The sequence below is a fragment of the Streptomyces sp. NPDC002669 genome (assembly GCF_042889165.1).
In the GTDB taxonomy this organism is placed as follows: Bacteria; Actinomycetota; Actinomycetes; order Streptomycetales; family Streptomycetaceae; genus Streptomyces.
This window is the reverse complement of the sequence record NZ_JBIAQQ010000021.1, coordinates 117,128-139,126: the sequence shown is the minus strand read 5'-3', so window position 1 is coordinate 139,126 and position 21,999 is coordinate 117,128. Positions and strand designations below refer to the sequence as shown.

20 protein-coding genes are annotated in these 21,999 nt (G+C 72.6%); 6 read left to right on the top strand and 14 right to left on the bottom strand.

What is annotated here, in order from left to right; all coding sequences use genetic code 11:
• Window positions 1-228: 228 nt before the first annotated feature.
• Together ACFYW1_RS27595 and ACFYW1_RS27590 are read left to right on the top strand one after the other, a co-directional pair.
• Complete coding sequence (locus ACFYW1_RS27595; protein WP_388998688.1) at window positions 229-594, top strand: trypco2 family protein; 366 nt, start codon at window positions 229-231, stop codon at window positions 592-594.
• A complete protein-coding gene (locus ACFYW1_RS27590; protein WP_388998685.1) occupies window positions 591-3,803 on the top strand; it encodes an NACHT domain-containing protein in 3,213 nt (1,070 codons plus the stop codon). The genes ACFYW1_RS27595 and ACFYW1_RS27590 overlap by 4 nt, the downstream gene beginning before the upstream one ends.
• A 95-nt stretch (window positions 3,804-3,898) precedes the next feature.
• On the opposite strand, the gene ACFYW1_RS27585 is transcribed toward ACFYW1_RS27590, so the two are convergent.
• On the bottom strand, window positions 3,899-6,427 hold the full coding sequence (locus ACFYW1_RS27585) for an ATP-dependent Clp protease ATP-binding subunit (protein WP_283852288.1): 2,529 nt from the start codon (window positions 6,425-6,427) through the stop codon (window positions 3,899-3,901).
• A 428-nt stretch (window positions 6,428-6,855) separates the two neighbouring features.
• Here ACFYW1_RS27585 and ACFYW1_RS27580 point away from each other — a divergent pair, with 428 nt between their 5' ends.
• Entirely contained in the window at window positions 6,856-7,464 is a 609-nt protein-coding gene (locus ACFYW1_RS27580) for an SCO3374 family protein (protein ID WP_388998681.1), read from the top strand.
• Here ACFYW1_RS27580 and ACFYW1_RS27575 read toward each other — a convergent pair.
• The 10 genes from ACFYW1_RS27575 to ACFYW1_RS27530 all read right to left on the bottom strand — a co-directional run bounded on the left by ACFYW1_RS27575 (window position 7,443) and on the right by ACFYW1_RS27530 (window position 15,768).
• Window positions 7,443-7,778, bottom strand: coding sequence for an Lsr2 family protein (locus tag ACFYW1_RS27575; protein WP_093894032.1), 336 nt, complete (start codon window positions 7,776-7,778; stop codon window positions 7,443-7,445). The genes ACFYW1_RS27580 and ACFYW1_RS27575 overlap by 22 nt on opposite strands.
• Before the next feature lie 170 nt (window positions 7,779-7,948).
• Window positions 7,949-8,506, bottom strand: coding sequence for an amino-acid N-acetyltransferase (locus ACFYW1_RS27570; protein ID WP_388998677.1), 558 nt, complete (start codon window positions 8,504-8,506; stop codon window positions 7,949-7,951).
• Between the two features lie 9 nt (window positions 8,507-8,515).
• Complete coding sequence (locus tag ACFYW1_RS27565; protein ID WP_388998783.1) at window positions 8,516-9,082, bottom strand: BlaI/MecI/CopY family transcriptional regulator; 567 nt, start codon at window positions 9,080-9,082, stop codon at window positions 8,516-8,518.
• A gap of 146 nt (window positions 9,083-9,228) precedes the next feature.
• Entirely contained in the window at window positions 9,229-9,411 is a 183-nt protein-coding gene (locus ACFYW1_RS27560; RefSeq protein WP_388998674.1) for a hypothetical protein, read from the bottom strand.
• Window positions 9,412-9,472: 61 nt separating this feature from the next.
• Window positions 9,473-10,057, bottom strand: coding sequence for a hypothetical protein (locus tag ACFYW1_RS27555; RefSeq protein ID WP_388998780.1), 585 nt, complete (start codon window positions 10,055-10,057; stop codon window positions 9,473-9,475).
• 138 nt (window positions 10,058-10,195) lie between these two features.
• Entirely contained in the window at window positions 10,196-10,993 is a 798-nt protein-coding gene (locus tag ACFYW1_RS27550) for a type III pantothenate kinase (protein ID WP_148840710.1), read from the bottom strand.
• Entirely contained in the window at window positions 10,993-12,051 is a 1,059-nt protein-coding gene (gene nadC / locus ACFYW1_RS27545) for a carboxylating nicotinate-nucleotide diphosphorylase (protein ID WP_388998671.1), read from the bottom strand. Before nadC ends, ACFYW1_RS27550 begins: the two co-directional genes overlap by 1 nt.
• A 2-nt stretch (window positions 12,052-12,053) precedes the next feature.
• A complete protein-coding gene (locus ACFYW1_RS27540) occupies window positions 12,054-13,796 on the bottom strand; it encodes an L-aspartate oxidase (protein ID WP_388998668.1) in 1,743 nt (580 codons plus the stop codon).
• Complete coding sequence (panC, locus tag ACFYW1_RS27535; protein ID WP_388998665.1) at window positions 13,793-14,833, bottom strand: pantoate--beta-alanine ligase; 1,041 nt, start codon at window positions 14,831-14,833, stop codon at window positions 13,793-13,795. Before panC ends, ACFYW1_RS27540 begins: the two co-directional genes overlap by 4 nt.
• A complete protein-coding gene (locus ACFYW1_RS27530; protein WP_388998662.1) occupies window positions 14,830-15,768 on the bottom strand; it encodes a Rossmann-like and DUF2520 domain-containing protein in 939 nt (312 codons plus the stop codon). The genes panC and ACFYW1_RS27530 overlap by 4 nt, the downstream gene beginning before the upstream one ends.
• A gap of 193 nt (window positions 15,769-15,961) precedes the next feature.
• Between ACFYW1_RS27530 and ACFYW1_RS27525 the strand changes: the two genes are divergently transcribed.
• Entirely contained in the window at window positions 15,962-17,218 is a 1,257-nt protein-coding gene (locus ACFYW1_RS27525; protein ID WP_388998659.1) for a threonine aldolase family protein, read from the top strand.
• A gap of 96 nt (window positions 17,219-17,314) precedes the next feature.
• Here the strand turns inward: ACFYW1_RS27525 and ACFYW1_RS27520 are convergent, their stop codons facing one another.
• The gene (locus ACFYW1_RS27520) at window positions 17,315-17,572 is read right to left on the bottom strand and encodes a hypothetical protein (RefSeq protein WP_388998656.1); all 258 of its coding nucleotides are present in this window, start codon (window positions 17,570-17,572) and stop codon (window positions 17,315-17,317) included.
• 104 nt (window positions 17,573-17,676) lie between these two features.
• On the opposite strand from ACFYW1_RS27520, the gene ACFYW1_RS27515 reads away from it, so the two are divergent.
• Window positions 17,677-18,789 (top strand): DUF5937 family protein, encoded by a 1,113-nt coding sequence (locus ACFYW1_RS27515; protein ID WP_388998777.1) that lies wholly within the window; start codon window positions 17,677-17,679, stop codon window positions 18,787-18,789.
• A gap of 67 nt (window positions 18,790-18,856) precedes the next feature.
• Here the strand turns inward: ACFYW1_RS27515 and ACFYW1_RS27510 are convergent, their stop codons facing one another.
• Together ACFYW1_RS27510 and ACFYW1_RS27505 are read right to left on the bottom strand one after the other, a co-directional pair.
• On the bottom strand, window positions 18,857-19,531 hold the full coding sequence (locus ACFYW1_RS27510) for a response regulator (RefSeq protein WP_388998653.1): 675 nt from the start codon (window positions 19,529-19,531) through the stop codon (window positions 18,857-18,859).
• A gap of 87 nt (window positions 19,532-19,618) precedes the next feature.
• Window positions 19,619-20,821 (bottom strand): sensor histidine kinase, encoded by a 1,203-nt coding sequence (locus tag ACFYW1_RS27505; RefSeq protein WP_388998650.1) that lies wholly within the window; start codon window positions 20,819-20,821, stop codon window positions 19,619-19,621.
• 96 nt (window positions 20,822-20,917) lie between these two features.
• Between ACFYW1_RS27505 and ACFYW1_RS27500 the strand changes: the two genes are divergently transcribed.
• Complete coding sequence (locus ACFYW1_RS27500) at window positions 20,918-21,901, top strand: SAM-dependent methyltransferase (RefSeq protein WP_388998647.1); 984 nt, start codon at window positions 20,918-20,920, stop codon at window positions 21,899-21,901.
• Window positions 21,902-21,999: the final 98 nt, after the last annotated feature.

Below are 21,999 nucleotides of genomic sequence, written 5' to 3'. Positions count from 1 at the left end.
TGACAGCGTTCCGGCCCCACTCCTCCCCGAGCCCCGGCACCCCCGCCGCCCCGGCCCCGAAACCCTCCGCACCGGGCCCGGCACCCCCTACTGCCGCCGCTAGTAGGCCCTCCACGGGCTGTGCGCCTTGTCACCGCCGGCGGGCCGGAAGCCTGTCCGTTTCGGGACCTTCGGCCCGCGCCCTGGCTAGGGTGACGGGACCAGCTCGGCTCCAGGGGGGACAAGACCATGACCGGTGACGCCGCAGGCACCAACGACCTGGACGGCATCGAGCTCGCCGATGCCGTCGAATCGATCCGCAACCAGCTCATCGACGCCGCGGGCCGCGCCATCGGCCGCCCCCTGGCCTTCGAGGTCGGTGACATCCAGATGGAGTTCACCCTCGAACTCCGCAAGGAGATCAAGGGCGGCGGCAAGGTCAAGGCATGGGTGGTCGAGGCGGGCGCCGACGCCTCCCGCACGACCGGCCGCACGCACAAGGTCGCGTTCACCCTGAAGCCGCGCAACACCGCGACCGGCGAAACCTGGGAGATCGGCAACGACGAACAGGGCAGCACGGCACACTTCGGCGGCAACGGCACGGCGCGTCCATGAGCCCGTACGCGAACGCGTCCGCGCCGCGCACGGTCGTCGTCCTCGGCGCCGGAACCACCCAGGGCAGCGGCGTCCTGCTCACCGACCGGCTCGTGCTGACCTGCGCCCATGTGGTGAAGGGGGGTGGCCGGGCCACGGTCGCCCACCCCCGGCGGGCCGACAGCACGGCGGCGAAGGTCGCCTGGGTGGACCACGACCTCGACGCCGCCCTCCTGCTCGCCGCCGATCCGGTCTTCCCGGTCCTCCCGACCCGGCTGGGCCTCCTGCGCACCGGGCACGCGGTCCCCGGCTGCGAGATCACCGGCTTCCCCCACATCCAGCGGTACGGCCCCGAGGGGCACCTGGAATCCGACCAGTACACGGCCACCGTCCTGCCCACGGCCGGGCAGCCGCGCGGACTGCTGGTCTGCGAACTGGACGGCCCGCCCCCGCCGAACGACACGCGGGCCCAGGCCCTGCGCGGCCTGTCCGGCGGCCCGGTCTTCGTCGGCGACGTCCTCATCGGCATCGCCCGGCAGGTCCCCCGGCAGCGCGAGGGCCGCCGCGTGGAGTGCGTACCGCTCGCCCCGCTGCTCGCCTCGAAGCCGTTCCGGCTGGTCCACGAACAGACCGGCACGCCCCTCCCCCGCCCCGAACCGGTGCACGGCCACTTCCCCGGGGACGCGCGGTACGAGGAGGAGTACGCGGCGGCGCTCGGGGCCGCGTACCGCCGCACGAAGATCTTCGGCCTCGACGAGCTGGGCCGGCGCGACTCCGAATGGGACCTGGACACCGCGTACCTGAGCCTGGAGGCCCAGCAGACCTCCGGGCACGCGGGTCCGCCGCCCCGGCGGATCGACGCGCTGCTCCCCGACCGTCCCCGGGTCCTGCTGCGCGGCGACGCGGGCGCGGGCAAGACCACGCTGCTGTGGTGGCTGGCCGCGCACGCCTCGGCCGGCACGCTGAGCACGGACCTGGCCCCGCTCAACGGCCTGGTCCCGTTCGTCGTACCGCTGCGCACCCTGCGCGCCGAGGGCGGCACGTTCCCCTCCCCCGCCCGACTGCCCGACGCCGCCCGGCTGGTGGTCGACCGGGCCCCCGAGGGCTGGGTGGGCCGGGTGCTGGAGTCCGGCCGGGCCCTGCTGCTGGTCGACGGCCTGGACGAGGTCCCGGCCGAGGACCGCGAGCAGGCGCACCAGTGGCTCTCCCGCCTCCTGGACCGCTACCCGGACATCCGCTGCGTGGCCACCGTGCGCCCGCTGGCCGTCGAGCCGGGCTGGCTGGACGCCCAGGACTTCGAGGAACTGCGGCTGCTGCCGATGGGGGACCGGGACGTCGAGTCCTTCGTCGCCGCCTGGCACCGGGCCGCCCGGCTGGACGACGACGACCACGAGACGCTCGGCATGCTGGAACGGGACCTGGTCCAGCAGTTCGCCCAGAACCCGGCCCTGCGCGACCTGGCCCGCACCCCGCTGCTCTGCGCGGTGATCTGCGCCCTGCACCGGCGCCGCCAGGGCCTCCTGCCGGAGACCCGCTGGAGCCTGTACGACTCGGCCCTCACCATGCTGCTCGGCGACCGCGACAAGCGGCGCAGGATCGACGCCCCCGAGGGCATCACGATGAACGTGGAGGAACAGGCCCAGCTCCTCCAGCGCATCGCGGTCTGGCTGGTGCGGTGCGGCCAGTCCGAGCTGCAACGCCCGGCAGCACTGCGCCAGTTGGAACGCACCCTGCCCGGCATGGAACGGCTGCGCACCCAGGGCCCGCCCGAGGCGGTCCTGACCCATCTGCTGAACCGCAGCGGAGTCCTCCAGGAACGCGCCGACGGCGTCTACCAGTTCGCCCACCGCACCTTCCAGGACTTCCTCGCCGCGAAGGAGTTCGTCGAGGGCGACCACCTGCACGAACTGCTCGGCCGGGCGGGCTCCCAGAACTGGTACGACGTCATCCTGCTCGCCGCCGGCCACTGCGACCGCCGGGACCACCCCGTCCTGGTCAACGGCCTGCTCGACTTCACCCCCGGCCCGGCCGACACCGTCACCCGCGAGGAGATCGTCGTCCTGGCCGCCCTCTGCGCCCAGCACGCGACCTGGCTGGACGAGACGACCCGGGAGAGGGTCCGGGCGGCCGTCTCCGGACTCTTCCCGCCGACGAACCCCAGACAGGTGGGGCTGCTCGCCCGCCTCGGCCCGGCCGCCCTGGCCTACCTACCGGAGCCGAACCCCTTGGACGGCGCGGAACAGATTTACCTGCTTATTGAACTGCTCAGTGAAATCGGCGGGGCGGAGGCCGTACCGTACGCCCGCCACTGGGCACTCGCCCACCCGGAACAAAGCCACGTCTTCAGTGCGTACTGGGACAGTTATCCGGTACAGGCGTACGCCCAACAGGTCCTTGCTTCCTGCGACCTGACGCACGATGCCCTACAGATCGACACCGTGGAGAAGCTGATGGCGCTCCGCCATCTGCCATCCGTCACACGCTTGGAGATCGTCGGAGCCCTCACCGCCACCGAACTCCACACAGCCCTGCACGACGGTCCATGGACCGAACTGGCCCTCGCGCTGAACCCCTGCCTGACCAGCCTCTCGTTCCTGGCGGACTGCGCCGAACATCTTGAGTCCCTGTCGCTGACCGATTGTCCTGGCATACGGGACCTCGGCTCGCTCACCGCGTTGCCCGCGCTGAGAGAGGTGGAACTGGACATGGACCATCTCCCCGACACCGCGTTGACCGCCACGGCTTCGAGAGAGCTGCGCTCCCTGTGGCTCAACCGCCTGACAGCCGAACGGCTCTCCCAGCTTCCCGTCCACCCCGAGCTGAGCTCGCTGACCATCGAGCAAACGGTCCCGTCGGAGATCGACTCACTCGATGGCTGGACGAACCTGCGCCGGCTCGGCCTGGGAACCCGCACCCCGGTCCGACCGCTGCTCGCCGCTCTCCGGCAGGCCCCGCAGGTGACCCACCTCACCCTGCTCCTGCCGTCCGCGACGGAGTTCGCCGGGGAACGGCCTGTGCCTTCCCTCGACAGCCTGGACATCTACCTCGACACCGATGCGCTCGGAATCGAACAGATCCCCCGGATCTTCCCCGCTCTGAAGCGGTTGGCACTCCTTCCGCCCAGCCGCATCGACCACATCGACGTCTCCCCGCTCCAGGCGCTCCCCGGCTGCGAGGTGAGCGTGCTGGGCTCCGTGACGGTCATGGGAAACGACGCCCCGCCCCCCTGACCCCGCTCCCCCACCAAAAAAAGGGGCTGCCCCGGACCGTTCACACGGTCCGGGGCAGCCCCTTCAGTCACTCAGCTCGGCTCGGCGGCGGAGCCTCACACGTCCTTCGACATGTTCGGGCCCGTGCCACCGGCGGCCTGCTCGATCGGAGGGACGTCGGGCAGGGCCGACTTCTCCTCGCCGCGGAAGGTGAACTTCTTCTCCTCACCCTCGCCCTCGGTGCCGACGACCACGATGTGGCCGGGACGCAGCTCGCCGAAGAGGATCTTCTCCGAGAGGACGTCCTCGATCTCGCGCTGGATCGTCCGGCGCAGCGGCCGGGCGCCCATCACGGGGTCGTAGCCCTTCTTGGCGAGGAGCGTCTTGGCCTCCGCGCTGAGCTCGATGCCCATGTCGCGGTCCTTCAGGCGCTCGTCCACCTTGGCGATCATCAGGTCGACGATCTGGATGATGTCTTCCTGGCTGAGCTGGTGGAAGACGACCGTGTCGTCGACACGGTTGAGGAACTCGGGGCGGAAGTGCTGCTTCAGCTCTTCGTTGACCTTGTTCTTCATCCGCTCGTAGCCGGTCTTGACGTCACCCTGGGCGGCGAAGCCCAGGTTGAAGCCCTTCGAGATGTCCCGCGTCCCGAGGTTGGTCGTCATGATGATGACCGTGTTCTTGAAGTCCACGACCCGACCCTGGGAGTCGGTCAGGCGACCGTCCTCCAGAATCTGGAGCAGGGAATTGAAGATATCGGGGTGGGCCTTCTCGACCTCGTCGAAGAGGACGACGGAGAACGGCTTGCGGCGCACCTTCTCGGTGAGCTGCCCGCCCTCTTCGTAACCCACGTAACCGGGGGGAGAACCGAAGAGCCGGGAAACCGTGTGCTTCTCGCTGAATTCCGACATGTCGAGGGAGATCAGCGCGTCCTCGTCACCGAAGAGGAATTCGGCGAGCGTCTTGGAGAGCTCCGTCTTACCGACACCGGACGGGCCGGCGAAGATGAACGAGCCACCGGGCCGCTTCGGGTCCTTCAGACCGGCTCGCGTACGGCGGATCGCCTGCGAGAGGGCCTTGATGGCGTCCTTCTGCCCGATGACGCGCTTGTGGAGCTCGTCCTCCATGCGCAGCAGACGGGAGGACTCCTCCTCCGTCAGCTTGAAGACCGGGATGCCGGTGGCGGTGGCCAGGACCTCGGCGATCAGCTCGCCGTCGACCTCGGCCACGACGTCCATGTCGCCGGCCTTCCACTCCTTCTCCCGCTTGGCCTTCGCCGCCAGCAGCTGCTTCTCCTTGTCGCGGAGGGAAGCCGCCTTCTCGAAGTCCTGGGAGTCGATGGCCGACTCCTTGTCGCGGCGGACGCCCGCGATCTTCTCGTCGAACTCGCGGAGGTCCGGCGGCGCGGTCATCCGGCGGATGCGCATCCGGGAACCGGCCTCGTCGATCAGGTCGATCGCCTTGTCTGGCAGGAAGCGGTCCGAGATGTACCGGTCGGCCAGCGTCGCGGCCTGGACCAGCGCCTCGTCCGTGATGGAGACGCGGTGGTGGGCCTCGTAGCGGTCGCGCAGACCCTTGAGGATCTCGATGGTGTGCGGCAGCGAGGGCTCCGCGACCTGGATGGGCTGGAAGCGGCGCTCCAGCGCTGCGTCCTTCTCCAGGTGCTTGCGGTACTCGTCGAGCGTGGTGGCACCGATGGTCTGGAGCTCGCCGCGGGCCAGCATCGGCTTCAGGATCGAGGCCGCGTCGATGGCGCCCTCGGCGGCACCCGCACCGACCAGCGTGTGGAGCTCGTCGATGAACAGGATGATGTCGCCGCGGGTGCGGATCTCCTTGAGGACCTTCTTCAGGCGCTCCTCGAAGTCACCGCGGTAGCGGGAGCCGGCGACCAGCGCGCCGAGGTCGAGGGTGTAGAGGTGCTTGTCCTTGAGGGTCTCGGGCACCTCGCCCTTGACGATGGCCTGCGCCAGGCCCTCGACGACCGCCGTCTTGCCGACGCCGGGCTCGCCGATGAGGACCGGGTTGTTCTTGGTACGGCGGGACAGCACCTGCATGACCCGCTCGATCTCCTTCTCGCGCCCGATGACCGGGTCGAGCTTGGATTCGCGGGCGGCCTGGGTGAGGTTCCGGCCGAACTGGTCGAGCACCAGGGACGTGGAGGGGGTGCCTTCCGCGGGGCCGCCCGCGGTCGCCGCCTCCTTGCTTCCCGAGTACCCGGAGAGCAGCTGGATGACCTGCTGCCGCACCCGGTTCAGGTCGGCGCCCAGCTTCACGAGGACCTGGGCGGCGACGCCCTCGCCCTCGCGGATCAGGCCGAGCAGGATGTGCTCGGTGCCGATGTAGTTGTGGCCGAGCTGGAGGGCCTCACGGAGCGAGAGCTCCAGGACCTTCTTGGCCCGGGGCGTGAAGGGGATGTGCCCGGACGGGGCCTGCTGGCCCTGGCCGATGATCTCCTCCACCTGCTGGCGGACCGCCTCGAGCGAAATCCCGAGGCTCTCCAGGGCCTTAGCGGCGACACCCTCACCCTCGTGGATAAGGCCCAGGAGGATGTGCTCGGTGCCGATGTAGTTGTGGTTGAGCATCCGGGCTTCTTCCTGAGCCAGGACGACAACCCGCCGCGCGCGGTCGGTGAACCTCTCGAACATCGTTAATCGCTCCTCAGAGCGGTCAGGCAGTTAGGGGTCGGTCCCCTCCCTGTCCTTCCGCAGCTTAGTCCCGCAAGCGGGGACCGCTCATTCCAACTGCCGACACCGTCCTTGGCCTCCTGCCCCGAACGCCGACAACTTCTCCAACCCGATGGTGCGAGACGATGTTCCCGCAGGCCAGGCAGATACCCCTTTCGCCAGTACGCCGATGGCGAACGTGAGATGCCCGAACCTGCGTGTCGCCCCTCCCCACTAGGGATGTCTTACCCGCAATTACAGACAGTCCATGCGGCGCGCGCCGGTTCCCTCCGCTACGGGCGAACATCTTCACGCTCCCGAATACGTCTCTACGCCCCCATCCCGGACACATCGCGCACCCGGTGGTGGACCCTGCGTAACCCCCGGGGCGTCCGGGCCGTTCTTCCGGCATGGCCATCACCGTCCCGTCTCCCCCGCCGTCGGTCAGCGGCGGGCGGGAGATCCATGGCGACCGCGCCCGGTGGGCGCAGTGGTACGAACGAGAGCTCGGCTGGGCGACGGCGGGCACCGAGCCGGTGCGCCTGCTGACCGGGCTGCGGTTCGACGTGCTCCAGGTGCCCGCGGCCGTCGGCCATGCGGTGCTGCGGCGGGTGGACCGCACCGGGCCCGTGGCGCTGTCGGGCGCGCGGATGAACCTGCTGGTGGCGGCGGGGAGCGCCGAGGAGCTGCCCGGGCTGCTCGACTGGCTGGAGTGGGGAGGCGTCGCCCTCTCGCTGACCGCCTTCGGCGCGGGCGGCCGGATCACCGCCCCCGCGCCGCCGGGGCGGGCGGCGGGCCGACCGGGGGCCGCCGTATGGCTGCGGCCCCCCGGGCTGCGGCACGAGGAAGGGGCGGGACTACCGACCCTCACCGGTCTCGGGAGCAGGGGCGGGAGTGCTCCCGATCTCGTACGGCTGGTGGACTCGGTGGCGACGGAATGCCACCGGGCCCGGTTGATGCGTGCCCGAACGGGGCGGTCGACCGGTGGATCGCCCGTTCAGCCGTTGGCCTTCTCGTAGGCTTCGCGGATCTCCGCGGGAACACGGCCCCGGTCATTCACGTTGTGGCCGTTCTCGCGGGCCCACTTGCGAATCTCCGCGGTGTCCTTGTTGCCACCCGTGACGGCGCGGCCCTTGCCGCGACCGGCCGCCGCACGGCCGCCCGTCCGCCGGCCACCCTTGGTGTACGGCTCGAGAAGGCCACGGAGCTTGTCCGCGTTGCTGGTCGTGAGGTCGATCTCGTACGTCTTGCCATCGAGGGCGAACGTGACCGTCTCGTCCGCCTCGCCGCCGTCGAGGTCATCGACAAGAAGGACCTGAACCTTCTGTGCCACTGGATTCCCTTTCATCGAAAATGCAGTACGCGGAAAGGAAACCGCTTTTCCCCGAAAAACACAAACCCCCGGGAGAGGTTCAGGATCGCGGGGGCACGGGAAACGTGCGCGATTCGGACATAGGGTTCCGGCTTCTTGTGGCGCTCACAGATGCGTCTCACAGATGGCGCTCACAGATGCAGAAGCATCCGGCTGTTGCCCAAGGTGTTCGGCTTCACTCGTTCGAGACCCAGGAACTCCGCTACACCCTCGTCATAGGAACGCAGCAGCTCACTGTAGACATCTCCGTCGACCGGTGTCTCTCCGATCTCGACGAAGCCGTGCTTCGCGAAGAAGTCCACTTCGAAGGTGAGACAGAAAACCCTGCGCACACCCAGCCAGCGGGCGGTCTGCAACAACTTGTCGAGCACTTGATGTCCGACTCCGGCACCCCTGATGCTGTGATCCACGGCGAGAGTACGCACTTCGGCGAGGTCTTCCCACATCACGTGCAGTGCGCCGCAGCCGATGACACGGGCGTCCTCGTCGCGTTCCGCGATCCAGAACTCCTGGATGTCCTCGTAAAGCGTCACCGTCGCTTTGTCGAGCAGGATGCCTTCACGTACGTAGCCGTCGAGGAGACGACGGACCGATGCCACATCGCTGGTCCTGGCACGGCGGACCGTGATGGCTACGTTTATGGCGGACGGGTCGGTACGGGAATCGGCCGGGGGAAGCTCTGAGGACATACCCCGACGCTATCGCCCGGCCTCCGGGCCCGCCCCATCGGCCGGATCTCCGGCCGTCGTACCGGACACCTCTCCGGATGCCTCCTCGGCCGGGTCCCGGCCCTGGTCCCCCTCGTTCCCGTCGGCCGGTCCGGCGGTCGTCGCGCCGTCGTCTTCCCCGGGCCGTTCGCCCTGGTCAGCGGGGGTGTCAGCGCCCTCGCGCGCGGGTGCGCCACCGGGTTCGCCGGCCGGTGCTCCGGAGGGTCCGGCAAGATCGGGAAGAATGATCCGCATGGCGTCCTGAAGGGCCTCGCGCTGCTCGGAGGACATCATGCCGAAGAAGGCGACAAGAGCCGCCGCCGGGTTGTCACTGCGCGACCACGCTTCGTTCATCAGTGCGGCCGAGTAGGCGGCCCGGGTGGAGACCGCCGTATATCTATATGCACGGCCGTCGACTTCCCGGCGCACCCAGCCCTTCTGATGGAGATTGTCCATTACCGTCATCACGGTGGTGTAGGCGATGGAGCGTTCCTGTTGAAGGTCCTCCAGGACTTCCCTCACGGTGACCGGACGGTTCCATTGCCAGACCCGTGTCATCACGGCGTCTTCGAGATCTCCCAATTGGCGGGGCACAATGTCACTTTAGTGCCATATGCCCGGAATGACCGGTTATTCGTGCGACAAAAAGGCGCACGGCTCAAGACGAGCCGTGCGCCCTTCGCGTACCGCGGGGTGCCGGGTGATCAGGCGCCGTCGTCCATCGAGGACTGCTGGGACGACGATCCGAAACGCCCTATCGCCATGTCCACGGCCGCATCCTCCTTCGCCTTGTTGGGACCGCCCTGGCTCTTGACGATCGTCACGACGAGGCCGATGAAGAAGGCGGCCATCACCACGGGGGGCACGAGCGCGGATACGTAGTCCATGGCGTCCAGAGTAGCGAGGCCGGTACGGGTCGCCCGCGCACCCCCTCCCGCGCCGCGGCCCTCAGCCCGCGACGCGCCGGCTCACCGGCGGGACCGGGCGGCGGCGGGGCGGGAAGACCTCCGAGGGCTTCGGCGCGGGGCGCTCGGGCGGCGTGGCGGGGCCGGGCGGCGCGGCCGGGGTCTTCGGCCGTTCGGGCTCGTCGTCCGCCGCGGCCCGGCCGCCCGGCAGGGCGAGCAGCCGCCCGCGCGGCGCGGGGGCCGGGGACGGGACGGCGCACCCGGCGAGGCGGGATCGCACCGACCGTTCCGCGAGGGTCCGGCAGCGCTCCAGGAGCGTCGCGGCCGCCGGCCGGTGACGCAGGGCGCGCAGCGCGGCGAAGTCGTCGGGAACGGGGTCGTACCCGCCGGCCAGGGCGTCCTGGAGCAGTTCCAGGTAGCCGGCGACGGAGCCGGGGAGGGCGCCCCGGTAGCGGGCGAGGTCGGCGAGGAGGAAGGCGCGCATCCGTCCTGCCTCGCCGGCCACCTCGTCCACGGCGCCGGCCAGGCGCAAGCAGTCCTGGACGTCCTCGTCGGGCAGGGGCATGGGGTGGAGGACGGTGGCGAGGGCGCGTCGGAGCACACGCAGCTCGTCCGCGCCGAACGCCATGCCGCCCCGTGTTCCGTAAGGCGTGGGCATGACGCGACAATACGTGCTAAATGGACAAAATCGGCTTAACGGGCCGTCGGCGGCGCGGCGGCTCCACCCCGCCCCGCGCCGCGTTCCCGCAGGTACGGCCCGTTTCCGCTACAGCCGGGAGGCGTTGCGCTCGTAGACCAGGCGCAGGCCGATGAGGGTCAGCCAGGGCTCGTGCTCGTCGATCACGGAGGACTCGCCCAACACCATCGGAGCAAGGCCCCCGGTCGCGATGACGGTGACGTCGTCGGGGTCGGCCGCCAGCTCCTTCTTCATCCGGGTGACCACGCCGTCGACCTGGCCGGCGAAGCCGTGGATGATGCCCGACTGCATCGCCTCGACCGTGTTCTTGCCGATCACGCTGCGCGGCCGGGCCAGCTCGATCTTGCGGAGCTGGGCGCCCCGGACGCCGAGCGCCTCGACGGAGATCTCGATGCCGGGCGCGATGACGCCACCGGTGTACTCGCCCCGGGCGGAGACCGCGTCGAAGGTGGTGGCCGTGCCGAAGTCGACGACGATCGCCGGACCGCCGTACAGGTCGACGGCGGCGACCGCGTTGACGATGCGGTCCGCGCCGACCTCCTTCGGGTTGTCCATCAGGATCGGCACCCCGGTCTTGATGCCGGGCTCGACGAGGACCGCGGGGACGTCGCCGTAGTAGCGGCGGGTCACCTCGCGCAGCTCGTGCAGCACGGTCGGGACCGTGGAGCAGATCGCGATGCCCTCGATGCCGTCGCCCAGCTCCATGCCCAGCAGCGGGTGCATGCCCATCAGGCCCTGGAGCAGGACGGCGAGCTCGTCGGCGGTGCGGCGGGCGTCGGTGGAGATCCGCCAGTGCTCGACGATCTCCTCGCCGTCGAACAGGCCGAGGACGGTGTGGGTGTTGCCGACGTCGATGGTGAGCAGCATCAGGCGTCGGCCCCGTCGGTGTCGGCGTCATCGGCGTCGCGGAAGTCCAGGCCGATGTCGAGGATCGGCGAGGAGTGCGTGAGCGCGCCGACGGCCAGGTAGTCGACGCCCGCCTCGGCGTAGGCGCGGGCGTTGTCGAGGGAGAGCCGCCCGGAGGACTCCAGGACCGCGCGCCCGGCGACCAGGGCGACCGCCTCGGACGTCTGCAGCGGGGTGAAGTTGTCCAGCAGGATCAGGTCGGCGCCCGCGTCGAGGACCTCGCGGACCTGCTGGAGCGTGTCGACCTCGACCTCGATCGGTACGTCGGGGAACTCGTCCCGCACCCGCTTGAACGCCTCGGCCACACCGCCCGCGGCGACGACGTGGTTGTCCTTGACCAGCGCCGCGTCCGCGAGGGACATCCGGTGGTTGACGCCGCCGCCGCAGCGGACCGCGTACTTCTCCAGGGCGCGCAGGCCCGGGGTGGTCTTGCGGGTGTCGCGAACCTCTGCCTTGGTTCCTTCGAGCGCGTCGGCCCAGGCGCGGGTGGCGGTCGCGATGCCGGAGAGCCGGCAGAGCAGGTTGAGCGCGCTGCGCTCGCCGGTGAGCAGGTCGCGGGTGCGGGTGGTGACCGTCAGCAGCTTCTGGCCGGGGACGACGCGGTCGCCGTCCTCGACGTGGCGCTCGACCTCGAACTCCTCGGTGCAGACGATGGACAGGACGGCCTCGGCGACGCGCAGCCCGGCCACCACGCCCGCCTCGCGGGCGGTGAAGTCGCCGGTGGCCATGGCGTCCTCGGCGACCGTGGCGACGGTGGTGACGTCCACCCCGCCGTCCAGGTCCTCCTCGATCGCGACGTGCGCGACGTCCTCGACCTGTACCGGGTCCAGGCCCGCCTCGGCCAGCAGCTGTGCGAGGGCCGGGTCCAGGCCGCACTCCATGGCGTCGGGCCCGTAGGACTCGTCGCCGCCGCAGCCGCAGCCGTCCCCGCAGCCGCCCTCGGAGGCTGCGGGCGCGCCGATCTGGATCAGCGGTACGTCCACGGGGGTGGGGTGCGGGTTCTCTTCGGGCGTGCTCACGGTTACGGCTCCTCGGTGACGTCGGCGGGGTGGGTCTGGGATGCGGCCGCGCGGTCCGGCTCCCGCGCGGGGTCCACGGGACCGAATGCCTCGGTCCGTGTCGTGCGGAGGACCGGCCGGCGCCCCGGCGCGATCCGGACGACGACGTGGCGGCGCCAGTTCTCGTCGTCGCGCTCGGGCAGGTCCTCGCGCCAGTGGCAGCCGCGGGTCTCCTCGCGCCGCAGCGCGGCGGCGACCAGGACGCGCGAGACGAGCAGCAGGTTGGTGGCCTCCCACGCCTCGACGCCGGGCACCGCGACCTTGGGCTCGGCCGTCCCCACCGCCGAGGCGGCCCCCTCGTGCAGGGCCTCCAGCTCGGCCGCGGCGGCGGTCAGGCTCCCGGCGGAGCGCAGCACCCCGGCGCCCCGGGTCATGATCCGCTGGATCGCGGTCCGGGACTCGGGGGCGATCAGCGGGGCGGGGGCGGAGTCGGGCGCGGCGACCGGGGCGCCCGCGCGGGGCCGGTCCGCGACGATGTCCGCCGCGATGCGCTCGGCGAAGACGAGGCCCTCCAGGAGGGAGTTGGACGCCAGCCGGTTCGCGCCGTGCACCCCGGTGCAGGCGACCTCGCCGCAGGCGTACAGACCGGGCACCGTCGTACGGCCCCGCAGGTCGGTGCGGACGCCGCCGGAGGCGTAGTGCGCGGCGGGGGCGACCGGGATCGGTTCGGTGACCGGGTCGATGCCGTGGGCGCGGCAGGCGGCCAGGATCGTGGGGAAGCGCCGCTCCCACATCTCGGCGCCGAAGTGGCGGGCGTCGAGGTACATGTGCTCGGTGCCGTGCAGTCCCATCCGGCGGGTGATCGCCTTGGCGACGATGTCGCGCGGCGCCAGCTCCGCCAGTTCGTGCTGTCCGAGCATGAAGCGCGTGCCGGACGCGTCGACGAGATGGGCGCCCTCGCCCCGTACCGCCTCCGACACCAGGGGCTGCTGGCCCTCGGAGTCGGAACCGAGGAAGAGGACCGTGGGGTGGAACTGGACGAATTCGAGGTCGGAGACCTCCGCCCCGGCCCGCAGCGCCAGGGCCACGCCGTCGCCGGTGGAGACCGCCGGGTTGGTCGTGGCGGAGAAGACCTGGCCCATGCCGCCGGTGGCGAGGACCACCGCGGGGGCCCGGACCGCGCCGACGCCGTCGTGCTGGCCCTCGCCCATGACGTGCAGCGTGACGCCCGCGGTGCGGCCCTCGGCGTCGGTGAGGAGGTCCAGGACGAGCGCGTTCTCGACGGTGTGCAGGGCGGCCTCGCGGACCGCCTCGACCAGGGCGCGGGAGATCTCGGCGCCCGTCGCGTCGCCGCCCGCGTGGGCGATGCGGCTGCGGTGGTGGCCGCCCTCGCGGGTCAGCGCGATGCCGCCGCCGTCCGTGGTGTCGAAGCGGGCGCCCGTCGCGATCAGCCGGCGCACCGCGTCGGGGCCCTCGGTGACCAGGGTGCGCACCGCGTCCTCGTCGCACAGCCCGGCGCCCGCGACCAGGGTGTCGTCCAGGTGCTGCTGCGGGGTGTCGCCCTCGCCGAGGGCCGCCGCGATGCCGCCCTGCGCCCAGCGGGTGGAACCGTCGTCGAGGCGGGCCTTGGTGACGACGACGGTGGCGAGGCCCGCGGCGGCGCAGCGCAGTGCGGCGGTGAGACCGGCCACGCCGGAGCCGACCACCACGACGTCGGCGTCGATGGACCAGCCGGGGGCGGGGGCGGTCAGCCGTATTCCGGTCACGGGGTGGCTCCGAAGGTCAGCGGGATGTTGTCGATCAGGCGGGTGCGGCCCACCCGTGCGGCGACCGCGAGGATCGCGTCGCCGGTGGTGCGGTCGTCGGGGATCTCGGTGAAGTCGGCCGGGTCCACGAGCGCCAGGTAGTCCAGGGCGAGCGGCGGCTGCGCGGCCGCCGCGTCGTCGAGGACGAGGGAGGCCGCGGCGCGCACCGCCGACGGCCCGTCGACCGGGCGGGCCAGAGCCACCGCCTGGGTGTCGGCGGCGGCGCGGGCCTCGCCGAGCGCGGTGAGCGCGGCGGCCCTGCCGGTGGTGGCCGGGGTGATCTGGGCGCGGGCGTGCAGCGCCTGCTGGGCGGCGAGCCGGTCGCGGGCCGCGAACAGGGCCCGGGACAGGGCGAGGGCGGTGCGCCGCTCCGCCGCGTCCAGGAAGCGGTTGCGGCTGGAGAGCGCGAGGCCGTCCGGCTCGCGGACCGTGGCCACGCCGACGATCTCCACGGGGAAGTTCAGATCGCGCACCATGCGGCGGATCAGCGCCAGCTGCTGGGCGTCCTTCTGCCCGTAGAACGCGAGGTCGGGGCGGGTCAGGTGGAGGAGCTTGGCGACGACGGTGAGCATCCCGTCGAAGTGGCCGGGGCGCGAGGCCCCTTCGAGCCGCTCGCCCATGGGGCCGGCGGAGATCCGGACCTGCGGCTCGCCGCCGGGGTAGACCTCGTCGACGGACGGCGCGAAGACCGCGTCGGCCCCGGCTGCGCCCGCCACGGCGAGGTCCGCGTCCAGGGTGCGGGGGTAGCGGTCCAGGTCGGCGGCCTCGCCGAACTGGAGCGGGTTGACGAAGACCGTGACGACGACCTGGCCGTCCGGGCCCGCGGCCCGGCGGGCGGCGCGGATCAGCGTGGCGTGCCCCTCGTGCAGGGCGCCCATGGTCATGACGACGGCCCGCGGCCCCCGGAGGGGGGCGAAGGCGCCGAGCTCGGCGGCGGTACGGAGGAGGGCGGGCGCGGGGGCGCCGGTCGTTCCGGTCGCGGCTGTCGTGTGGGTCATCGGGACTCCTGGGGGCCGGTGTCCGTGCCGTCGGCCAGGACCCCTAGCAGGGCCTCGGCCGACTCCGGCTTGAGCATGCCGTGGGCGAGTGCGCGGTCGGCGGTGGCGCGGGCCATCGCCACGTACCCCGCGACGGTCTGCGGCGCGTGCCTGCGCAGCTCGTCGAGGTGCGCGGCGACCGTGCCGGCGTCGCCTCGGGCCACCGGGCCCGTCAGGGCGTCGTCGCCGGAGCGCAGGGCGTTGTCGAGCGCGGCGCCCAGCAGCGGGCCGAGCATCCGGTCGGGGGCCGAGACGCCCGCCGTGCGCAGCAGCTCCATCGCCTGGGTGACCAGGGTGACCAGGTGGTTCGCACCGAGGGCGAGCGCCGCGTGGTAGAGCGGACGGGACTCCTCCGCGATCCATTCGGGCTCGCCGCCCATCTCGATGACCAGCGCCTCGGCGGCGAGCCGCAGCTCCTCGGGGGCGGTCACGCCGAAGGAGCAGCCGGCCAGTCGCTGGACGTCGACGGGGCTGCCGGTGAACGTCATCGCCGGGTGCAGGGCCAGCGGCAGGGCGCCGGCCCGCAGCGCCGGGTCCAGGACCCGGGTGCCGTACCGCCCCGACGTGTGGACGATCAGCTGGCCGGGCCGTACCGCACCGGTCCCGGCGAGGCCCTCGACCAGGCCGGGCAGGGTGTCGTCGGGGACGGTCAGCAGGACCAGCTCGGCGCGCGCGAGGACCTCGGCGGGCGGCACCAGGGGGACGTCGGGGAGCAGGGCTGCGGCCCTGCGCCGGGAGGCGTCCGAGACGCCCGACACGGCAACCGGCCGGTGCCCGGCGAGCCGGAGGGACGCGGCGAGGGCGGGTCCCACCCGGCCCGCGCCCACGACGCCGACGGTCAGACGGGCGGGGCGGTCCCTCGCGTCGAGGGGTTCCTTGGGAACTGTTGCGTTCACGCGGCGATGGCCTTCCGTTCCAGTCCGCAGGGGGTACCGGACGATTTCTTTGCATGCTACGCCAGCGTTTTCACCGGGCCCCCGGCCATCCACAGCCTGTGGGAAACTCCGGGCCGCCCGCCGTCTCGGGGTCTGCGGCCGGTGACCGCGAAAACCGGGTGGCTTCCGCCGGTTCCTGCGTGATGATCGTCCCATGACCGAGACGGATGAGCAGGCACGACAGCGGCGGGCGCAGGGCCCGGAACGGAGTCCGGAACAGGGACCGGGGACCGCGCCCGGGCAGGAGGCCGAGCAGGACCCGGAGACCGAGCAGGACCCGGAGGACGCCGGGCGGCTGCGCAGGCTGAACGCCTGGCGGACGGCCGGGCGGACCCTGGCCCGGCTGTCCTCGGACCTCCCGCTCGGCGAACGCCTGGCCGGGCTGGCGGCCGAGGCCGGTACGGTCACCGCGCTCGACCGGCCCTTGGACTTCTACGGCGACGGTGTGGTCGCCGACCTGGAGGAACGGATCGCCGGCCTGCTGGGTACGGAGGCCGCCGCGTTCTTCCCGACCGGGACGATGGCGCAGCAGGTCGCGCTGCGCTGCTGGGCGGGGCGGACCGGCAACTCCGCGGTGGCGCTGCACCCGCTCGCCCACCCCGAGGTGCACGAGCGCGGGGCGCTGGAGGCGCTGAGCGGGCTGCGCACCGTCCACCCCACGCACGAGCCCCGGCTGCCCACGGCGCAGGAGGTCCGCGACTTCCCCGAGCCGTTCGGCACCCTGATGCTGGAGCTGCCGTTGCGGGACGCCGGTTACGTGCTGCCCACCTGGGACGAGCTGGCGGCCGTGGTCGCGGCCGCGCGGGAACGCGACGCGGTGGTGCACTTCGACGGCGCGCGGCTGTGGGAGTGCGCCCCCCACTTCGGGCGGGAGCTGCCGGAGATCGCGGCGCTCGCGGACAGCGTGTACGTGTCGTTCTACAAGACCCTCGGCGGGATCTCCGGGGCCGCGCTGGCCGGTACCGCGTCCCTGGTCGAGGAGGCCCGCACCTGGCGCCACCGGTACGGCGGCCAGCTCTTCCAGCAGTTCCCTGCCGCGATCGCCGCGCTGATCGGGCTGGACCGGGAGCTGCCGCGGCTGCCGTCGTACGTGGCGCAGGCGCGGATGGTGGCCGGGGCGCTGGCCGAGGGCTTCGCGGCGGCCGGCGCCGGATGGTTCCGGGTGCATCCGGAGCCGCCGCACACCCACCAGTTCCAGGTGTGGCTGCCGTACGGGGCGGACGTCCTGACGGAGGCGGCGGTGCAGATGACGGAGGAGACGGGCGTGGCGCTCTTCCGCTCGTGGCACCCCGCGCCCTCCGGCCCGCCCGGACTGTCCTTCACCGAGGTCACGGTGGGGCGGGCGGGACTGGAGTGGACGGAGGGGGACGTACGGGACGCGGTGCGGGAGTTCATGAAGCGGCTGGCCTAGGGTCTTTCGTTTGGATCAGGCATGATCCAAACGAAAGGCCCTGGCGGGCTCCCCGGCCCTGGACGGCGCGTTCCCGGAGGGTCCGTGGTCGCGCGCTCAGGCGCCGCACCGGTCGGGCGTTGCGGGCCGGTCCCCGGGGGCCCCGTCCCGGGCCGGCCGGGTCCGCAGCGCCGCCCGCAGTGCCGCCCGGAGCCGGCCGCGCACCGGGCGGCCCGCGATCACCGCCTCGAAGCGGCGGCGGTCCCGGATCCCGCGCACCACCGCCCAGTCGTGCCGTCCCGGTTCCGGCGGCGGCGCCTCCCCCAGCCGGGCCGCGCGGTAGCTGTCGAACATGTGCTGCTGAAGGGCGTCCATGGCCTCAGCGTCGTCCGGGGCACCCGGGGCGGCCCGTCACTTGACGAGCCCCGTCAAACGACCGGGGCACTTCCCCGGGCACCCCGCACCATGGAGGGGTGAGCGTGCACATCGACATCGCCGGGCTGGCGCCCGAGCACATCGTCTTCCGGACCTCTCCCCTGGCCGAGCTGGGGCTGGCCCTGCACGCCCTCGCCGAGCCCGGCCACCACCCGGGGCTGCACGGCTGGGCGACGGCGACCGCCAGCGCGCTGGAGCCCGACCTCGCCGACCGGCTCCACGAGGCCGACTTCCTGTGGCGCAACACGTTCTCGGACGTCTTCATGGCGTTCGCCGGGGTGCCCGGCAGCGGCGGCAGGACGGGCGCGACCCTCGCCGAGGACCTGGACATCCTCGACCGGATGGACGACGAGCGGTTCACCTCCGCCGCCCTGGAGTTCACCTGCTCACGGCGGTACGGGGAGGGCGCGCCCTCCCCGCTCCACGACGCCACGATGCGCGCCCGCGCCCTGGACATGGCGGCGGCGCGCGGCCCCCGGCAGGTGGAGTTCACCCAGCAGCTGCTGGCCGACCCCGCCACCGTGCGCCGCTGGGTCCGGCGCCTCTTCGAGGACTGCGACCAGGCGTTCTTCGCCGACACCTGGCAGCGGGTGCGGGTCCAGCTGGTCGCCGACGCCCGGCACAAGACGGACCTGCTGCGGCGCAAGGGCATCGGCGAGGCGATGGCGGCGGTCTCCCCGGCGCTGTCGCTCGACGAGACCGGGACCCGGATCAACGCCGACAAGCTGATCGAGGGCCGGACCAGCGCGGTCGACCCGGACACCGGCCCCGGGCTCACCCTCATCCCGTCCACCTTCGGCTGGCCGCACCTGAACCTGCTGCACGCGCCGGGCTGGCGGCCGGTGATCCACTACCCGGTGCACCAGCCCGAGCTGCCCTCCCCCGCCTCCGTGGAACTGCTCCAGCTGCGCATGGAGGCGCTGGCCCACCCGATGCGGATGCGCCTGTGCCGCCACCTCGCCCGTTCCCCGTACACGACCGGGGAACTCGCCGACACGCACGGCATCACGGCGCCCGAGGTCTCCCGGCACCTGGCGGTGCTGAAGAAGGCGGGTCTGGTCCTCACCCGGCGGCGCGGCCGGTACGTGCTGCACCAGCTGGACCTGACCTCGGTGGCCCGGCTCGGCAGCGACTTCCTGGAGGGCATCCTGCGCTGACGCCCGACGGCCCGTGCCCGGACCCGTACCCGTGAGCCCGCCCCGGCCCCGCCGAAGGGCCCGCGGGTCAGCCCGCCCCGCCGCCGGCCCGGACCAGCCCCGTCTCGTACGCGAGGACCACGACCTGCACCCGGTCGCGCAGGCCCAGCTTGGTGAGGATGCGGCCGACGTGCGTCTTCACGGTCGCCTCGGAGAGCACCAGGCGCGCCGCGATCTCGCCGTTCGACAGGCCCTGGGCGACCAGCAGCATCACCTCGCGTTCGCGTTCGGTGAGCCGGGCGACGTCCTTGTGCTGCGGCTCGCTGCCGCCGGTCGGCAGCAGCGCGGAGAAACGATCGAGCAGCCGGCGGGTGGTGGACGGGGCGACGACCGCGTCGCCGCTGTGCACGGAGCGGATGGCGGCGAGCAGTTCGGCGGGCGGCACGTCCTTGAGCATGAAGCCGCTCGCCCCGGCCTTCAGCCCGGAGAACGCGTACTCGTCGAGGTCGAAGGTGGTCAGGATGAGCACCTTGGGGGCGTTCGGCTGCGCGCAGATGCGGCGGGTGGCCTCGACGCCGTCCAGCCTCGGCATCCGCACGTCCATCAGCACCACGTCGACGGCGGTGGCGCGGAGGATCTCGATCGCCTCCGCGCCGTCACCGGCCTCGGCCACGACCTCCATGTCCGGCTGGGCCGCGAGCACCATCCGGAAGCCGGTGCGCAGCAGCACCTGGTCGTCGACGAGCATCACGCGGATCGCCATGAGGTGTCCTGTCTCCTGTCTGTCCCGCACCCGCGGCTTGCGGATCGAGGTCGCGAACCGTCCCGGGGTCGTCCGGTACGGGAACGCCTAGTGGGCCGGTTTCAGCGGCAGCAGCGCGCTGATCCGGAAGCCGCCGCCCGGTCGTGGCCCGGCGTCCAGTGTGCCGCCGACCATGCCGACCCGCTCCCGCATGCCGATCATGCCGTGTCCCGCGCCGTCGGCGCCGCCGTCCTCGTACAGTTCGTGCGCAGCGCCCCGCCCGTCGTCCTCGACGAGCAGCCCGAGCCCGTCGTCGAAGTAGACCAGCCGCACGCTGGCCCCGGCGTCCGGGCCGCCGTGCTTGCGGGTGTTGGTCAGGGCCTCCTGCACGATGCGGTACGCGGTCAGCTCGACGCCGCTGGGCAGCGGGCGCGGGGTCCCCTCGACCTTGAAGTCGACGGGCAGACCGGTCTGCCGGACCTGTTCGATCAGGTCCTCGATCTGCTCCACGTCGGGCTGCGGGACGTACTCCCCGCTCTCCTGGGTGTCGCCGGTCCGCAGCACGCCGAGCAGCCGCCGCATCTCGGCGAGCGCCTGCCGGCCGGTTCCCGAGATCGTCTCCAGGGCCTGTCTGGCCTGGTCGGGGGCCGCGTCCATGACGTACGCGGCACCGTCGGCCTGCACCACCATCACCGACACGTTGTGCGCCACGACGTCGTGGAGCTCGCGGGCGATCCGGGCCCGCTCGGCCGCCACCGCGACCTTCGCCTGCGCCTCGCGCTCCCGCTCCAGCCGGGCGGCCCGCTCCTCCAACTGGTCGAAGTAGGCGCGCCGGGTCCGCATCGAGTCGCCGAGCACCCAGGCGAGCACGAACGGCACGGTCAGCACGATGACGACGAAGACCGCCTCGGCCCAGCTGTTCTGCTGCACCTCGTCCCGCCAGCGCAGCTTGGCCAGGCCCGCCGCGCACAGACTGCAGACCAGCGCGAGCCGGGACGCCCAGCGCTCCCCCACGGTGGCCACGGTGAAGACGATGACCAGCATGGCGAAGTTGTGGAGGCCCGGCCCGAACCCCGTGACCAGCTGCGCCACCCCCATCGCGATGGCGAGCAGCAGCATCTTCTCCGGCATGCGCCGGCGCAGCGCGACGACGACGCAGAGGCCGAGGATGATCGGGAAGGCAGCGGCCCGTGCCGTACCGCTCTCCGACATGCCCGCCATGGACACGCCGGAGGCCCCGAAGAGGACGACGGCCCAGAAGCAGTCGACGCCCAGCGGGTGTCTGCGGAGAAAATCGTAGAGACGCTGCACGTGACCCAGCGTAGGGACAGGCGATGGGTGCGGGGGTCAGTCGGAGGGCCGATCCGGTTTCCGGGACCGTACTCCCCAAGGTGGAGACTTGGCCCCGTGACGGATGAGTGGCGTGGGTGGCGTGCGGCGGCGGAGACCGCCCTGTACGGCGACGGGGGTTTCTACCGGAGCCCCGAGGGGCCCGCGGGCCACTTCCGCACCTCCGTCCACACGGGCCCGCTCTTCGCCTCGGCCGTGGCCGCGCTGCTGGTCCGCACGGCGCGGGAACTGGGCACCGACGAGGTCGACCTGGTGGATCTGGGGGCCGGGCGGGGCGAGCTGCTGACCGGGGTGCTGGCCGCGCTGCCGGGCGCGGGCGGCGGTGACCTCGCCGTACGGGCGTACGCCGTGGAGCTGGCCGACCGGCCGCCCGGCCTGGACCCGCGGATCGAGTGGCGCGCCGCGCCGCCGCCGGAAACGCGCGGCCTGCTGTTCGCCAACGAGTGGCTGGACAACGTCCCGACGGAGGTGGCCGGGACCGACGCGGACGGCGTCGAGCGGTACGTCCTCGTGCGGACGGCGGACGGCGCGGAGCGGCTGGGCGCCCCGGTGACCGGGGCGGACGCCGAGTGGCTGCGCCGCTGGTGGCCGTCGGCCGGTCCGGGCGGCCGGGCGGAGATCGGCCGCCCCCGTGACGAGGCGTGGGCGGCGGCGGTGTCCACGCTGGCCGCGGGGCTCGCGGTGGCGGTGGACTACGCGCACCGGCGGGAGGCCCGGCCCCCCTTCGGCACGCTCACCGGCTTCCGGGCCGGGCGCGAGGTCCGGCCGGTGCCGGACGGCCGCTGCGACCTCACCTCGCACGTGGCCCTGGACGCGTGCGCGGCTGCGGGCCGGGAGGCGGCCGGGGCGCCGCCCGAGATCCTGACCCAGCGCGAGGCGCTGCGCGGGCTCGGCATCGACGGCGGGCGCCCGCCCCTGGCCCTGGCGTCGAGCGACCCGGCCGGTTACGTGCGGGCCCTCGCCTCGGCGGGCGAGGCCGCGGAGCTGACGGCCCGGGGCGGCCTGGGCGACTTCGGCTGGCTGATGCAGCGCAAGGGCTGAGGCGGGGGTTGAGAACGCAGGGGGTTGAGAACCCAGGGACTGAGAACGCAGGGGCTGAGAACCAACGCCCCGGGCCCGGGGCCCCGGCCCTTTCGCGC

Bases quoted from the DNA above. Each gene is read 5' to 3' on its own strand.
- ACFYW1_RS27595 (WP_388998688.1), top strand. From the start codon at position 229: ATGACCGGTGACGCCGCAGGCACCAACGACCTGGACGGCATCGAGCTC.
- ACFYW1_RS27590 (WP_388998685.1), top strand. From the start codon at position 591: ATGAGCCCGTACGCGAACGCGTCCGCGCCGCGCACGGTCGTCGTCCTC.
- ACFYW1_RS27585 (WP_283852288.1), bottom strand. From the start codon at position 6,427: ATGTTCGAGAGGTTCACCGACCGCGCGCGGCGGGTTGTCGTCCTGGCT.
- ACFYW1_RS27580 (WP_388998681.1), top strand. From the start codon at position 6,856: ATGGCCATCACCGTCCCGTCTCCCCCGCCGTCGGTCAGCGGCGGGCGG.
- ACFYW1_RS27570 (WP_388998677.1), bottom strand. From the start codon at position 8,506: ATGTCCTCAGAGCTTCCCCCGGCCGATTCCCGTACCGACCCGTCCGCC.
- ACFYW1_RS27565 (WP_388998783.1), bottom strand. From the start codon at position 9,082: ATGACACGGGTCTGGCAATGGAACCGTCCGGTCACCGTGAGGGAAGTC.
- ACFYW1_RS27560 (WP_388998674.1), bottom strand. From the start codon at position 9,411: ATGGACTACGTATCCGCGCTCGTGCCCCCCGTGGTGATGGCCGCCTTC.
- ACFYW1_RS27555 (WP_388998780.1), bottom strand. From the start codon at position 10,057: ATGGCGTTCGGCGCGGACGAGCTGCGTGTGCTCCGACGCGCCCTCGCC.
- ACFYW1_RS27550 (WP_148840710.1), bottom strand. From the start codon at position 10,993: ATGCTGCTCACCATCGACGTCGGCAACACCCACACCGTCCTCGGCCTG.
- panC (WP_388998665.1), bottom strand. From the start codon at position 14,833: ATGACCCACACGACAGCCGCGACCGGAACGACCGGCGCCCCCGCGCCC.
- ACFYW1_RS27525 (WP_388998659.1), top strand. From the start codon at position 15,962: ATGACCGAGACGGATGAGCAGGCACGACAGCGGCGGGCGCAGGGCCCG.
- ACFYW1_RS27520 (WP_388998656.1), bottom strand. From the start codon at position 17,572: ATGGACGCCCTTCAGCAGCACATGTTCGACAGCTACCGCGCGGCCCGG.
- ACFYW1_RS27510 (WP_388998653.1), bottom strand. From the start codon at position 19,531: ATGGCGATCCGCGTGATGCTCGTCGACGACCAGGTGCTGCTGCGCACC.